At 66.7% G+C, this 13489-nt stretch carries 12 protein-coding genes and 1 pseudogene; 5 read left to right on the top strand and 8 right to left on the bottom strand.

Going from position 1 to position 13489, the window contains the following annotated elements:
• Window positions 1–181: 181 nt before the first annotated feature.
• The 7 genes from JZ791_RS40990 to JZ791_RS40960 all read right to left on the bottom strand — a co-directional run bounded on the left by JZ791_RS40990 (window position 182) and on the right by JZ791_RS40960 (window position 6713).
• Entirely contained in the window at window positions 182–496 is a 315-nt protein-coding gene (locus tag JZ791_RS40990) for a hypothetical protein (protein WP_216902858.1), read from the bottom strand.
• A gap of 454 nt (window positions 497–950) precedes the next feature.
• Complete coding sequence (locus JZ791_RS40985; RefSeq protein WP_216902857.1) at window positions 951–1157, bottom strand: hypothetical protein; 207 nt, start codon at window positions 1155–1157, stop codon at window positions 951–953.
• 102 nt (window positions 1158–1259) lie between these two features.
• Window positions 1260–1742 (bottom strand): FxsA family protein, encoded by a 483-nt coding sequence (locus tag JZ791_RS40980; RefSeq protein WP_216902856.1) that lies wholly within the window; start codon window positions 1740–1742, stop codon window positions 1260–1262.
• 87 nt (window positions 1743–1829) lie between these two features.
• On the bottom strand, window positions 1830–2489 hold the full coding sequence (locus tag JZ791_RS40975) for a response regulator (RefSeq protein ID WP_216902855.1): 660 nt from the start codon (window positions 2487–2489) through the stop codon (window positions 1830–1832).
• A 539-nt stretch (window positions 2490–3028) separates the two neighbouring features.
• Window positions 3029–3907, bottom strand: a complete 879-nt coding sequence (locus tag JZ791_RS40970) for a hypothetical protein (protein ID WP_216902854.1) — start codon at window positions 3905–3907, stop codon at window positions 3029–3031.
• A gap of 199 nt (window positions 3908–4106) precedes the next feature.
• Window positions 4107–5381 (bottom strand): sensor histidine kinase, encoded by a 1275-nt coding sequence (locus tag JZ791_RS40965; RefSeq protein WP_216902853.1) that lies wholly within the window; start codon window positions 5379–5381, stop codon window positions 4107–4109.
• Between the two features lie 180 nt (window positions 5382–5561).
• Window positions 5562–6713: an epoxide hydrolase family protein gene (locus JZ791_RS40960; protein WP_216902841.1), complete on the bottom strand. Its 1152-nt coding sequence runs from the start codon at window positions 6711–6713 to the stop codon at window positions 5562–5564.
• 114 nt (window positions 6714–6827) lie between these two features.
• Between JZ791_RS40960 and JZ791_RS40955 the strand changes: the two genes are divergently transcribed.
• On the top strand, window positions 6828–7478 hold the full coding sequence (locus JZ791_RS40955; protein ID WP_216902840.1) for a TetR/AcrR family transcriptional regulator: 651 nt from the start codon (window positions 6828–6830) through the stop codon (window positions 7476–7478).
• Here JZ791_RS40955 and JZ791_RS40950 read toward each other — a convergent pair.
• Window positions 7454–8206 carry a TetR family transcriptional regulator gene (locus JZ791_RS40950; protein WP_308163433.1) on the bottom strand — a complete coding sequence of 251 codons (753 nt, stop codon included), beginning with the start codon at window positions 8204–8206 and terminating at the stop codon, window positions 7454–7456. The genes JZ791_RS40955 and JZ791_RS40950 overlap by 25 nt on opposite strands.
• A 189-nt stretch (window positions 8207–8395) precedes the next feature.
• Here JZ791_RS40950 and JZ791_RS40945 point away from each other — a divergent pair, with 189 nt between their 5' ends.
• From JZ791_RS40945 to JZ791_RS40930, 4 genes and pseudogenes are all read left to right on the top strand, one after another.
• Window positions 8396–9922 (top strand): TldD/PmbA family protein, encoded by a 1527-nt coding sequence (locus tag JZ791_RS40945; RefSeq protein WP_216902839.1) that lies wholly within the window; start codon window positions 8396–8398, stop codon window positions 9920–9922.
• Window positions 9919–11313 (top strand): metallopeptidase TldD-related protein, encoded by a 1395-nt coding sequence (locus JZ791_RS40940; protein ID WP_216902837.1) that lies wholly within the window; start codon window positions 9919–9921, stop codon window positions 11311–11313. The genes JZ791_RS40945 and JZ791_RS40940 overlap by 4 nt, the downstream gene beginning before the upstream one ends.
• 234 nt (window positions 11314–11547) lie before the next feature.
• Complete coding sequence (locus JZ791_RS40935) at window positions 11548–11964, top strand: hypothetical protein (RefSeq protein WP_216902835.1); 417 nt, start codon at window positions 11548–11550, stop codon at window positions 11962–11964.
• Window positions 11964–13489 (top strand): annotated as a pseudogene (locus tag JZ791_RS40930) (hypothetical protein); the annotation flags it as partial. The gene JZ791_RS40935 and the pseudogene JZ791_RS40930, both read left to right, overlap by 1 nt.

Here is a 13489-nt window from a genome sequence, read left to right as displayed (position 1 = left end):
TCCCGCACCCGCACCCCCACCGCCCGCGAAACGGCCACCGGCGAAAACGCCCTGTGACCCGTCTCAGGCGGGAAAGACCCGGGCGGACCCAGCCAATCCGATCAACGGAATGCAGTACTGCGGAAGGGATTCCAGCAGTCCCACCGGGTACAGCTGGTTCACCTCCGCCCTGTGAATCCTCCTAGCAGCCTTCGCCGTTGAGCGCCCCGACTATGCCGGCGAGGGCTCCGCCCGAGCACTGCGGCAGGTTGTTCATTCCGAACGGGGGTTGTACCGGTGCGTACTGCTGCCCGGAGTCGTCCGGACCCGTCGCATGAGGCCCGGACATCGGGGAACAGTAATAGCTGCCTTGCAACGCGCCGCCGTCCAGACAGCCGGGATCATCGGCGTGCGCGATGCCCGCACCGGCGAACAGCAGGACGGGCGCTACGGCCGCCGCCGCTACCCCCAATGTCGCGACGAGCCGTTTGGTTCTGGTGTTGTGAGCAGTGGTCATGATTCTTGTGCTTCCTTTTCTCCGGCCGCGGCCCCGACGCCAAAGGTTGGCTACCGCTGAACTCGTGGACTGCCCCCGGTCGACTCACCGAGTCCTGGAGTGGATTACGTGATGGTCAGTGCCGTGGTTCACAGGTGAGGGCGCCGCGCGAATTCGTTACCGAAGAGACATCACCGCCGGTCACACGTTGATTTCCGACACCGGATCGCAAAGTGTCGGGTCCGCCGGTTCTGCGCTCTCGTTGAGATCGGTGAGCGCCACCGGGACCCGGCGGGCGACCGGAGTCGGTGGGCGACGGTCTGGCAGTCGGCGTCGCGGCCGCCAGATCGTGGAAGCCTTGCGCCGCAACGAATATCACGGTCCTCGACGCGGGGCGATCGGGCGGCGAGTGCGGAAATATGGGACCGGCAGGACGGATCCGCCTAGCGCGATCGGCGCGGCTGCCGACGTCGGTTCAGTCGATGACGGCGTGAACCTGGCGGCGGACCTGGTCGCGTTGCTGAGAGGTGAGGTTGCCGAAGCGTTCGCCGATCATGTCCTGGGGGTAGTAGGCGAGGCGGACGCCGTAGTCGGTTTCGGCGACGTAGGCCGAGGCTCGGTAGCGGGTGCCGGTCTCGATCTCGGCGACCAGGAGGGTGGGCAGGCCGATTCTCACGCCCATGCGGAAAAGTTTCCCCACCGAGCCGGATCGGGTCAACGGACCTGTCGGCGAGCAGCACGAGAGCCGTGGACGCTCGCGAGCCGTTACATACCGGCGGGCGGCCTACTTGTCGTCGAGCATCGGGCGGCCCGCGCCCTTGCCATCGTCGTAATACTCGTTGACGACGACACCGTCGACCACGTCGCCGGCCGGATCGACGACCACGCCGCGGTAACCCCCGGCCATGGACATGCGGTCGAGACGACGATTCGCGACGGCGGACACCATCGGGCGCAGCAGCGCCCGGGTGGGCAGCAGCAGGAGCAGGCCGATCAACGTGGTGACGAAGCCGGGGATGAACATGGCCACGGACCCCAGGGCGACCAGCGCGCCGTCGGCGACGGCCGTACCCGGGGCGACCTTGCCCTCGGCGGCGCGCCGGAACTGCTCGAAGACGCGGCGGCCCTGGACACGGGTGAGGATCAGGCCCAGGCCGGAGCAGGCGATCAGCAGCAGAATCGTCAGCCCGACGCCGATGAAGTGGCCCACGACGACGAGGGCAGCGATCTCGACAACCAGGTAGAGGGCGAACAATACGGCGGGCATGGCGTTCCTTTCCAGAACCATCTACCCCATACAACGACCGCGGTGTCCGTTTTTCTCCCGGAAGCGCCTGAGCCGTCCCTGAGAATTCTACGAGCCCGGGCGTACCAGGCCGGTTTCGTAGGCCAGTACCACCGCCTGCACCCGGTCGCGCAGGCCCAGCTTGGTCAGGACACGGCCCACATGGGTCTTGACCGTGGCCTCGGACAGGAACAGCTGGCCGGCGATCTCCGCGTTGGAGCGTCCGGCGGCGATCTGCTCGAGCACCTCGCGTTCGCGGGCGGTGAGCACCTCGAGCACCGACGGGTCGCGCATCTCGCCGGGAGCGTCGGCGATCAGGCGGTCCAGCAGGCGTTTGGTCACCTTCGGGGAGACCACCGCGTCACCCGCGGCGACGCTGCGGATGGCGGAGATCAGATCGTCGGGTGGAGTGTCCTTGAGCAGGAATCCGCTGGCGCCCGCTCGAAGCGCGCCGAGGGCGTGCTCGTCCAGGTCGAATGTGGTCATCACCAGAACCTTGCTGCCGCAACCTGATTCGAGAATCTGAGAGGTCGCGGCTACACCGTCGACCACGGGCATGCGCACATCCATCAGCACGACGTCGGGCACGAGTTCCTTGGCCTTGCGGACCGCCGACGCGCCGTTGTCGGCCTCGCCGACAACCGTCAGGTCGGGATGCGCGCCCAGCACCATCCGCAGCCCGGCTCGCATCAATTCCTGGTCGTCGACGACGAGTACGGTGATCGGCACGCTGGTCAATCCTAGGGGTTGGTGAGCCGGCGCCGCTCGTGGAACCGGCGGGGTGGGTGAACCCTACGGGAACGGTGAGCCCCACGAGTGTGATGGACGGGCACAAGCTGCGGAGTCGGCGTGACCGAGCAGCCCCACCTGGACAGTCGGCTTGTGGAGTCGTAGCGGGTGAGTCGACTGCGCCGGTGCGGGTGAGCCCTGCTGACACGACCAGCCGGCAGAGTTCGGCGGGGACGGGTCGCAGTGGACTGCTCGATCCGGGCCGCAGAGCGAGCGCGGTTCGGCGGCGAGGGCCGGGATGATCGGGACGGCCAGTTCGATGTTGCGGGCGGTGATTTCGCCCTCCGAGTGCGGGCCGCCGACGCGCGCGGGTTCGTTCGGATCCGAAGTTCCACAGCCGCGCCGCGGTAGGCCCACCACCCGGGATCGGGTCACCCCGACCAGCGCACCAAAAGATGCGCGCCGGGCATCATTCGACGCCCGGCACGCATCGGTTTCTGGTCGTCGACAACGAGTACGGCGATCGGCACGCGTCCGACCTACTGGTCGGCGCCGACAATCCTGGCGTTGTCGGAGTCTACGAACAGATCCTCCACCGACGTCACCGACACCGCCCGCGTCAACCACTCGGTCAGCCGCTCGGTATCCCCACAGGCCAGTATGAGCTCCCGGGCGACGGCATCCACCTCGATCCCGCGCGCAGCCAGCACCGTCAGCACCGCAACCGCCTCCCCCTCGGCACGACCAACCGCCTCCCCCTCGGCACGACCAACGGCCTCACCCTCGGCGCGGCCTTCCTTCCGGCCGATAGCCTGATGCTTCAGGGCAAAGTCACTTTCCCAGGTGAAGTTTTCCAGAGAGATCGTCATGATTTCCTCCAGCTCCAAGCGTGCCGCCTCGGGCAGCCGTGTGCGGATAAACTCATAATAAATCACGCCCCGATCGTCGTCGAAGGATGCGACAGCGGCCGGAACCATCTCCAGCACGCGCCGACGTTCGTCCTCACTCAGTTGACTCGTTGCTGCCAGCAGCACCAGCTCCGGCCAGGTTCGGGCACTGGTGGGGTCGATCGCCGCCGCAAGCATGCCCGGCCAGTACGTCACCGGGGTGAAGATGAACCCGGGGTGCCCGGTATCCACAGATTCACCTACCACCCGCGCGCTACGCTCATCCGGGCACATTGCCAGCAGTGTCACCTTACAGTGGAACCGCTTGCGTAGGTTCGTCACATAGGTTGGCCAGCTTTCCCGAATCCGACTCAATTCCTTTTCACTGCAACTATTCTGCACTTCGTGAATAATCGCATGCTCGGGCTTCCGCGTCTTCTCACCGATCATCGATACATCCAGACGCAGCTCTTGTGGCCCCATAGCGGTCACCGTCTCCGGACCGAGCCGCCAACACAGCTTGTCCGGCACCGGTAACCCCAACACGTCCCGCGCCACTTTCGGTCCGAGTCCAGGCCTATCCCGGAACATCTCGAGGGGGACCTCGTGGTTAGTAGATGGCATAACCAAACCCTATGCGGCAGTCGGCCTTCCGACCAAAAATTCAGCAAAAGCCAAATCATTCCAAATAGCATGGAATATTTGAATCACTGAATTTGGAATATGTAGCTCAATTTGGAATATGCAGCGGGATCGTCGCACACACTCGCCAACCACCTCCCGAGCGTCGCCCCGCCTCCAGCACACCTCCGAGCACCGCCACCCGCTCCCGCATGCCGACCAAGCCGAGGCCGCTGCCGGTGATGCCGTTACGGGTGGACAGTTGGCCTGCGGGGATGTCGGCTCCGGGGCCCGTGGTCTCGACCGTCGAATCTTTTTGCGCGGCAAGGCCGTCGCGGACCTGGCGGACGCCTGCTCCGGTATCGCCCCTTGTGGAAGAATGCCCGAGGTCGATCACTTCCACCAGTACGTCCGTGTCGCGCCGATGCACCCGCACCCACGCCTTCGCGGCGGGTCCGGCGTGGCGGAAAGTGTTGGTGAGGGATTCCTGCACGATGCGGTGTACGCCGAGACTCACCTCGGGGGCGATGTTGTCCAGCTCGCCGGACAATTCGAGTTCGACCGCGAGTCCGGCGCTGCGCATCATCTCGACCACCCGCGCCAAGCCCGCGGTGCCGTGCTGGGGCAGCTGTTCGGGGGCGTGTTCGGTGCGGAGGAGGGCGACCGTTCGGCGTAGTTCGCGCAGCGCGTCGCGGCCGGTGGTGGCGATGGCGCCCAGGGCCTGTTCGGCGGCGTCCGGATCGGCGCGCAGTGCGTATTTCGCGCCGTCGGCCTGCACGATGATGACGCTCACCGCATGCGCGACGATATCGTGCAGCTCGCGCGCGATCCGGGTGCGTTCGGCCGAAACCGCCTCGTGCGCACCGCGTTCCCGGTCATAGTCGGCCACCGCAAGACGCGCGGCGACCTCGGTGTCGTAGGCGTGGCGAGCGCCGAGGAATTCCGCGAGCGTCCAGCACAGCGCGTAATACAGAGCCAACAACGCGATGGTCATCGGAACCGACTCGTGCTGTAGCCAATCGGTCAGTGCCGCGTCCACCACCAGCCCGCCGAGGAAAATCAGCCCCTCGCGCCGCCCCACGTACGCCACGAGCGTGTACAAGGCGGTACCGAGCGCCGCGAGGGCGAACATCTGCAAGTTCTCCCCCACCCCCCAGCCGACCACGGAGGTGAGCATCGACAACCCCAGCAGCACACCGGCACTCGCACGCGGATACTTGCGCCGCACGATCACCGGCAGCGGAATCAGCACCCCCAGAATCACATACGCGGCCACGTTCCGCTTGCCGCCGACGGTCAGCAGATCGGCGATCATCAGCAGCCCGGCCAGAATCGAGTCGGCGACCATCGGCCGCCCCCGAAGCCACAGGCTGAATCGACGCATCCACCAAGACTAGGTGCCCCGGCGAACCGGACCGTCCCGCGACACCTCCATCGCCGGCTTCGATCGGACCAGCCACAATCCGAATGTCGATCGGCGGCTCCCACCCTTACGCCCGAGCGGCCTCGCGTCCACCACCCGATCCCGAAACGGCCGGTCGTCCCGCGTCGAGCCGCGTTGGTTTCAGGGGCGGAGACTCCTGAGACCGGTGCGGATTTCGCTGACCAAGATCTCGGGCTGCTCGAAGGCTGCGAAATGCCCGCCCTTGTCGGCCGCGCCGTAATGAATCAAGTTCGAATAGGTGTCCTCGATCCAGCTTCGTGGCGGGCGTGGGATATCGCGCGGGAATACGGTCACCGCGACCGGCAGCGTCAGCTTCGGTCCGGCCAGGCTGCTCGTCTTGTTCTCCCAGTAAATGCGACCGGAGGACGCGGCACTGTTCGTGAACCAGTAAAGCGATATCGCGTCGAGCATGTCATCGGTGCTGAGAGCGTCCTCGGCGAGCCCGTTATTGTCCGTTTTGGACTGAAATTTTTCATAGATCCAGGCCGCTTGGCCGGCCGGAGAGTCTGCCAGCGCAATTCCGACGGTCTCCGGCTTCGTGCCCTGAAGGTGGCTCGAGCCGCCGAGATCTCCGGTGTAGAGGGCGACGGTCTCCATCGCGTAGCGCTCCTCGGGCGACAGCGTGTCGGGTATCTCCGCGGGAAGAACGTACTGAGTATTCAAGTGAATCCCGAGAAGACCCTCGGGCCGCATGGCGCCGAGAGCGGTTGTCACGACCGCGCCCCAATCACCGCCTTGAGCGGCCCAGTGCTCATAGCCGAGACGCTTCATGAGTTCCACCCACGCGGTTGCTACGCGTGACACGGTCCACCCCGCCTCGGTCGGCTTTTGGGTGAACCCGAATCCGGGAAGCGATGGAATGACGACATCGAACGAATCTTCGACCTTCCCCCCGAACGCCACCGGATCGGTCAGTGGACCGATCAGCTTCAGGAATTCGACGATCGAACCAGGCCATCCGTGCGTCAAGATGAGTGGCATCGCATCCGGATTCTCGGACTTGACATGGATGAAGTGAATGTCGAGCCCATCGATCGTGGTCAGGTACTGCGGGAAACGATTGAGCTCCGACTCGAAGCGGCGCCAGTCGTACTCTCGCTGCCAATAATCGATCAGCGATTTCACATTCTGCAGGCGAACACCCTGCGACCAGTCGGAGACGGTTTCCGGATCCGGCCATCGAGTCCTGGCCAGTCGCTGCTTCAAGTCCTCTATTTCGGAGTCCGAGACTGCGACGGTGAACGGGCGGACCAGGGTTGAAGGTGTGGTCATCGGCTTGTTCTCCTGAAGTTTGGTTCACTGTGCAGCACTCCGTTGCACATCAGTGTGCAATGCACACCGATGTGCAATCTACTCCATTGCACACAGGCGTGCAACAATGTGACTGTGCAGATCGAATCCGCCCGGGCACGCGCCATGAACGACACCCGGAACCGCATCCTCGACGTGGCACTCGAGGCCCTGGGAGAGAACCCGGACGCCGGCATGGGCGACATCGCCTCCGCCGCCGGCGTGGTCCGCCGCACCGTCTACGGCCATTTCCCCTCCCGCACCGACCTCGTGCGGACCCTCGCGCGACGGGCGGTGGACGAGATCGCCGCAGTGCTCACCGAGGTCAGCTCCCCCGAGAGACCAGCCGAAACGGTGTGGGTCGATTTCATCGCCCGCATGTGGCCGTTGACGCGCCGTTACCGAGTGCTGTTGATGCTTCGGCGCGGCGAGTACGGCGACGAGATCCACGCCCTCCTGGAACCAGTCGATAAAGCCCTTGCCGACCTCGTTGAACGAGGCCAGCAGAACGAGGTGTTCGGACGACACCTGCCGGCGAATATTCTCAGCCAGGTCGCGTACGCCGCCGTGTTCTCCATCGCGGAAAACGACCTCTCCAATGAGCCCCTCGGCGCCCGCGCGGCAATGATCACGAGCCTGCTCATCCTCGGAATTCCCGAGGCGCGCGCCAATGTTCTAGCGGATAGCCGGTCGACTCGTCCGGCCGATATTCTTCCCGCCGGTCAGCACCGGACTTCCATCGGCTGACGGACCTCCATGGTCTGCCGCAACTCGGTCGGCTGGCGCACGTCCATGGTCTGACGGACCTCGGTCGGCTGGCGCACCTCGCCGGATTGCCGAGTCGAGACATCGCGTCCCGCCAACCAGGGCGCCAGCACACGGGATGTCGTCTCGCGGATCTTGCGTTGCAGGCGTTCGCCGTCCTCGATCGCGTAGTGACCGGAGAACAGCACGGTCAGCGCGCCCGACACGGCGCCGACGACCGCGCCGACCAAGGCCGCCGCCCCGACGTCGTCCAGCTCGTCCGGGAACGCCGCCCGCAACTGCCGGGCGATCTCCTGCTGCGCGGCCAGTTGCGCATGCGCCGCACGGCCGCTCACCGCGGGCACCGTGCGCGAGACCTGGGCGCGCAGCACCGCGATCCGGGCGGCGAGGTCATCGCCGAGATGGTCGCCGGGATTGTCACCGGCCGCACGTAGAGCCCGTAACAGCACCTCCACCGGGCGCTCTTCGGGACGACGGGTCGCGATGGCGTGGACGGCCCCGCGCACCCGCTCGTCGGGCTCGGGGAACAGCAACTCCTCCTTACTCTCGAAATAATTGAAGAAGGTGCGGGTGCCCACCTCGGCGGCCGCGGCGATCTCGGCGACGGTGGTCGCCTCGTAGCCACGAGACTCGAACATCTCGACGGCGGCTTCGAGGAGGGCACGGCGGGTGCGTTCCCGCTTACGGTCACGGAGGGCGGATGGCGGCACGCGGGCAGACAGTACGGCATACGACGCGAAATACGTGGCAGGCTGCGTGTCGTGCGCGTTACACCCCGCGCAACACCGCACAGCCTGCGACATTGCATTCGCTGCACGATTGCGCGGCGTGTCGAATTGGGGTGCGGGACATCGACCTACGGTTGAACGAGCACAGCCCCAGCAATTAGCGTAGGGACAATGAGCATCGCATCCCGCGCCGTGGACGAACAGTTCCGCGCGCTGCCGCTGGCCGCCCTGGCCGATGCCGCGCTGAGCGCCGCGCGGGCCGCCGGCGCCGACCACGCTGATCTGCGCGTGCACCGACTGGTGCTGCAATCGATCCGCATGCGCGACGGCCGCGTCGAGTCGGTCACCGATTCGGTCGATCTCGGCTTCGCGGTCCGCGTGATCGTCGACGGCACCTGGGGTTTCGCCTCGCACGCGGAACTGTCCCCCGATACCGCCGCCGAGGTGGCGCGCCGCGCGGTGACGGTCGCGACGACGCTGCGCGCACTCAACCGCGAGCACGTCGACCTGGCCGACGAACCGATCTACTCCGACGCACACTGGGTCGCGGACTACGGAATCGATCCGTTCGACGTGCCGACCCCGGAGAAAATCGCGCTGCTGCAGGACTATTCCGAACGCCTGTCGTCCGCCGACGGCGTCGACCACGTCGCCGCGCACGTACTCCAGGTCAAGGAACAGACCTACTACGCCGACACCGCCGGATCCTCCATCACCCAGCAGCGGGTGCGGCTGTATCCACAACTGGAGGCGATCACGGTCGACCCCGCGGCGGGCGCGTTCGAGACGATGCGCACCCTGGCCGCCCCGACCGCGCGCGGCTGGGAGTACGTCACCGGCGCGGACGGGATGTGGGACTGGACGGGCGAACTCGCGCGCATTCCGGAATGGCTCGCCGAGAAGGTGAAGGCGCCCACCGTCGAGGCCGGCCCGACCGACCTGGTCATCGATCCGACGAATCTGTGGCTCACCATCCACGAATCCATCGGCCACGCCACCGAATACGACCGCGCCATCGGCTACGAATCCGCTTACGCCGGAACCTCGTTCGCCACCCCGGACAAATTGGGCACGCTGCGCTACGGCACCCCGATCATGCACGTCACGGGCGATCGCACCCAGCAGTACGGCCTGGCGTCGGTGGGCTACGACGACGAGGGCGTGGCCGGGCAGCGCTGGGACCTGATCCGCGACGGCGTTCTGGTCGGCTACCAGCTGGACCGCGCCTTCGCCCCGCGCCTGGGCCTGGCCCGCTCCAACGGCTGCTCGTACGCGGATTCTGCCCATCACGTGCCGATCCAGCGCATGGCGAACGTCTCGCTGCAACCGGATCCGGTGCGCGACACCAGCACCGCCGAACTCATCTCCCGCGTGGAGAACGGCATCTACGTCGTCGGCGACAAGTCGTGGTCGATCGATATGCAGCGCTACAACTTCCAGTTCACCGGGCAGCGGTTCTTCCGGATTCGCAACGGGCAGTTGACCGGCCAGTTGCGCGATGTGGCGTATCAGGCCACCACCACCGACTTCTGGGGTTCGATGGAGGCGGTCGGCGGGCCCTCGACCTGGGTGCTCGGCGGGGCGTTCAACTGCGGTAAGGCCCAGCCCGGCCAGGTGGCCGCGGTCAGCCACGGCTGTCCGTCGGTGCTGGTGCGCGGGGTGAACATTCTCAACACTCGGACGGAGGCGGGCCAATGACGGTCGTACACGGCGGGGAGGTCGTCGAGCGGGCCCTGGCCGCCTCGCGCGCGGACGAGGCGATCGTGATAGTCACCGACGCGGCCGAGGCATCGCTGCGCTGGGCCGGAAATTCCATGACCACCAACGGATCCTCGGTGTCCCGCGAATGGTCGGTGGTGTCGATCCTGCGCGAGGGGCCGAATTCGGCGCGCGTGGGCACCGTGCGATCCACGAGTGTCGAAGAGGGGGACATCGAGTCGGTCGTCCGCGCGAGCGAGCAGGCCGCGCGCTCGGCCACGCCCGCGCGCGACGCGATGCCGCTGCTGGACCCCGCGGCGGCGGGCACGCATCTGGATCCGGATTGGGCCGCCGCGCCCGCCGACACCGGCATCGAGGTGTTCACCGGCCTGGCCCGGGATCTGTCCGCCGGATTCGACGGCGCGGATCGGCTGTACGGTTTCGCCTACCACCAGCTGCACACCACCTGGCTGGGCACCTCCACCGGCATCCGCCGGCGCTGGACCCAGCCGACCGGATCTGTCGAGATCAACGGCAAGCGCGGCGAGGGCGCGGACGTGGCCAGTGCCTGGGTCGGCACCGGGACCCTCGACTTCACCGATGTGCGGACCCCCGCGCTGCTGGCCGAACTCACCCGCAGGCTCGACTGGAGCAAGCGCCGCGTCGCCCTGCCGGCCGGGCGGTACGAGACGCTGCTGCCGCCGTCGGCGGTCGCGGATCTGCTCATCTACCTGGTCTGGGAGATGCAGGGGCGCGGTGCGAACGAGGGCCATACGGCGTTCTCCCGGGCCGGCGGCACCCGCGTCGGCGAACGCCTGACCGACCTGCCGCTGACCCTGTACTCGGACCCGAACGCCGCGGGCCTGGAGTATCTGCCGTTCGTGGCCACGGCCGCGTCCTCGGAGACGCAGTCGGTGTTCGACAACGGCCTGCCCGCCCAGCGCGTGGACTGGGTGCGGGAGGGCACGATCGAGAATCTGGTGTATCCGCGGGCCACCGCGGCGGAATTCGATGCGCCCGTGACGGTTCCGGGCGACAACCTGCTGATGACAGGCGGTTCGGGCGCGACGCTGGAGGAGATGATCGCGCGCACCGAGCGCGGGCTGCTGCTGACGTGCCTGTGGTACATCCGCGAGGTCGACGCGGCCACGCTGCTGCTCACCGGGCTGACCCGCGACGGGGTCTATCTGGTGGAGAACGGCGAGGTCACCGCGACAGTGAACAACTTCCGTTTCAACGAGAGCCCACTGGATCTCCTGCGCCGCGTCAGCGAGGCCGGCGCCACCGGGATCACGCTGCCGCGAGAGTGGAAGGACTATTTCACCCGTACCGCCATGCCGCCGTTGCGGATACCGGATTTCCATATGTCGTCGGTGAGCCAGGCGACGTAGGACGGGCGCCGAGGGAAGCGTGGAAGCCGCCCGGTCCGGACGAAATCGGGTCGGCGAATGCCTCCCGTGCGAGTTCACAACGACCGGTGGTGAAGCACGGGGAAAACCGTCAGGTCGCCGGACGATGGATGCGCACCCTTCGTTCGGTATGGCAGAATCGCCGCCTACGGGACAGTGATGTTCTGTGCCGATACATGAAGGCATAGACGCACACAACGTCGAGGTGGGGACTGAATGACCAACGACAGTGGCGGCCAACTCTTCGGCCCGCTGATAGAGCAGGCCAAGACCGGATCGGTCTCGCTCAATGTCGAGCCCGAGACCTTTCTGACGCTGGACAAGGCGCTGACGCAGCGCAAAACGGAGATCCAGGCGATTCAGAAGCTCGTGCAGCACGTTCACAACCACGAGAACTGGGGCATGGGCGAGCAGTCCTCCGTCCTCACCTCGGCGCACACGATGGTGCAGCGCCTGCGCGACAAGGGCAGCGGCGGCGCCAACAACGCCTACGACACACTGCAGGATCACTGGAAGACCGCGGACGAGTTGCAGACGCTGTTCCGCACGATCTGCGACCGGCTGCAACAGACCGACAGCGAGTTCGCCACGAAACTTCGTGTGGCGCAATCGAAGACCGGCGAGGTGGCCTGATGACAGCCTATGACGCACCGGGTATCACCAATCGCGAGAATGTGGATTCGCTGACGCACCAGCAGATCTACGACGCGTTCCAGACCGTCAGCGACGGCTCCGCGGACGTGGTCGCGACCTGGCAGCAGGCCGGAAGCCAATGGCGCACCTCGACGACGGGCGTGGTCCAGGCTGTGCGCAGCGCCGTGGACGGACGCTGGACCGGCGCGGCCGCCGATGCCGCGGTCGCGGCGGTGACCGGATACGGGAATCAAGCCGCTGAGCTGGCCGACCTGTTCGACCAGACCGGCCAGGTGATCACCACCACCGCGCAGGCCGCACTGACGACCAAGTCGTATATTCCGAAACCCGTACCGGCGAGAGCGAATCCGAGCAAGGATCCGAGCGCCTTCGATGACCAGACCCGTAGCGCGCGCAAGGCGCAGGACGACGCTCGCCACGTCATGCAGCAGCGCTATCTGGTGCCGTTCGCCGATCAGGACGGGCGGCTCCCGACGTACCCGCCCGCGAATATGCCCGCTGTCCCCGGCCTTTCCGCGGACGACCCGTTGACTTCGGCGAACAATGGTTCGCCGCTGACGATTCCGAATTTTCCCGCTGCCGCCACACATGCGGCGGGACTGGATTCCTCCATGCCCGGGCTCGACGGTCCCGGTACGCAGGAGCTGTTCGACAATCCGGAATCCCTACTGCACCACCCGGAATCCGTGTTCAGCGACCAGGGTTCGGGCCCGCAGGACCCGGAATCGCTGTTCCATGACCCCGAATCCCACCTGCCCGGCCTGAACACGAGCACCGTCATGTTCCATCCCGACGGGCTGGGCGGGCTCCAGGACGGCTCGCAGTTCCCGCAGGGATTTCACTCGAATCACGCTCTCGATGCCGGGCTTCCGAGTCACACCTCCGATAGCGGGGTCACGACGCATGATTCCCCGGGTGGTGCACAGTTCGGACCGCACGACTCCGATTCGTTTGTGCCGCACCATGATCAACCGCACTACGATCGACCCCAGTACGATCAAGTCCAGTACGACCTCCCGCACCACGATCATTCGCTGACCACGCCCGCATCCGACGGCGCTGTGGCCCAGGGCACGACCGTCTCGTCGACGGACCCGCAGCCCGGCCGGGACAGCCTCGCGGCTCCGCAGGATCCCGGCACGACGCAGCCTGCGAACCAGCCCGCTCAGCCCGCGCCGAACGGCACACCGGATGTCGGGCGGTCGACGCCGAACCTCACACCGGTGCCTCCCGACACGTCGAGGCTGGGATCGCCTGTGCCCGGGATGATCCCGAACCCGCCGCCATCCATTCCCGGCCCGGCCCTCAGTACACCGCCGCTGATTCCGGCCGCACCGATACCGCCGCTGCCGGTGGCGCCGCCCCTGCCCGCCGCGCCGATACCACCTGCCCCGCTGCCGAGTACGCCCATGCCGTCGCCTGGGGTTCCGCTGCCGAATCCGCCAGCGCCCGCGCCGAATCCGGGTTTCTCGGTACCCGGTCCCGCAGCGCCCGCCCCGGGAAC

This window comes from Nocardia alni (assembly GCF_019038435.1).
Taxonomy (GTDB): Bacteria; Actinomycetota; Actinomycetes; order Mycobacteriales; family Mycobacteriaceae; genus Nocardia; species Nocardia alni.
This window is presented reverse-complemented; position numbering and strand designations above follow the sequence as displayed.

Excerpts from the sequence above, each read along its gene's own strand:
- JZ791_RS40990 (WP_216902858.1), bottom strand. The coding sequence starts at position 496 with ATGACCACTGCTCACAACACCAGAACCAAACGGCTCGTCGCGACATTG.
- JZ791_RS40985 (WP_216902857.1), bottom strand. The coding sequence starts at position 1,157 with ATGGGCGTGAGAATCGGCCTGCCCACCCTCCTGGTCGCCGAGATCGAG.
- JZ791_RS40980 (WP_216902856.1), bottom strand. The coding sequence starts at position 1,742 with ATGCCCGCCGTATTGTTCGCCCTCTACCTGGTTGTCGAGATCGCTGCC.
- JZ791_RS40965 (WP_216902853.1), bottom strand. The coding sequence starts at position 5,381 with ATGCGTCGATTCAGCCTGTGGCTTCGGGGGCGGCCGATGGTCGCCGAC.
- JZ791_RS40960 (WP_216902841.1), bottom strand. The coding sequence starts at position 6,713 with ATGACCACACCTTCAACCCTGGTCCGCCCGTTCACCGTCGCAGTCTCG.
- JZ791_RS40945 (WP_216902839.1), top strand. The coding sequence starts at position 8,396 with ATGAGCATCGCATCCCGCGCCGTGGACGAACAGTTCCGCGCGCTGCCG.
- JZ791_RS40940 (WP_216902837.1), top strand. The coding sequence starts at position 9,919 with ATGACGGTCGTACACGGCGGGGAGGTCGTCGAGCGGGCCCTGGCCGCC.
- JZ791_RS40935 (WP_216902835.1), top strand. The coding sequence starts at position 11,548 with ATGACCAACGACAGTGGCGGCCAACTCTTCGGCCCGCTGATAGAGCAG.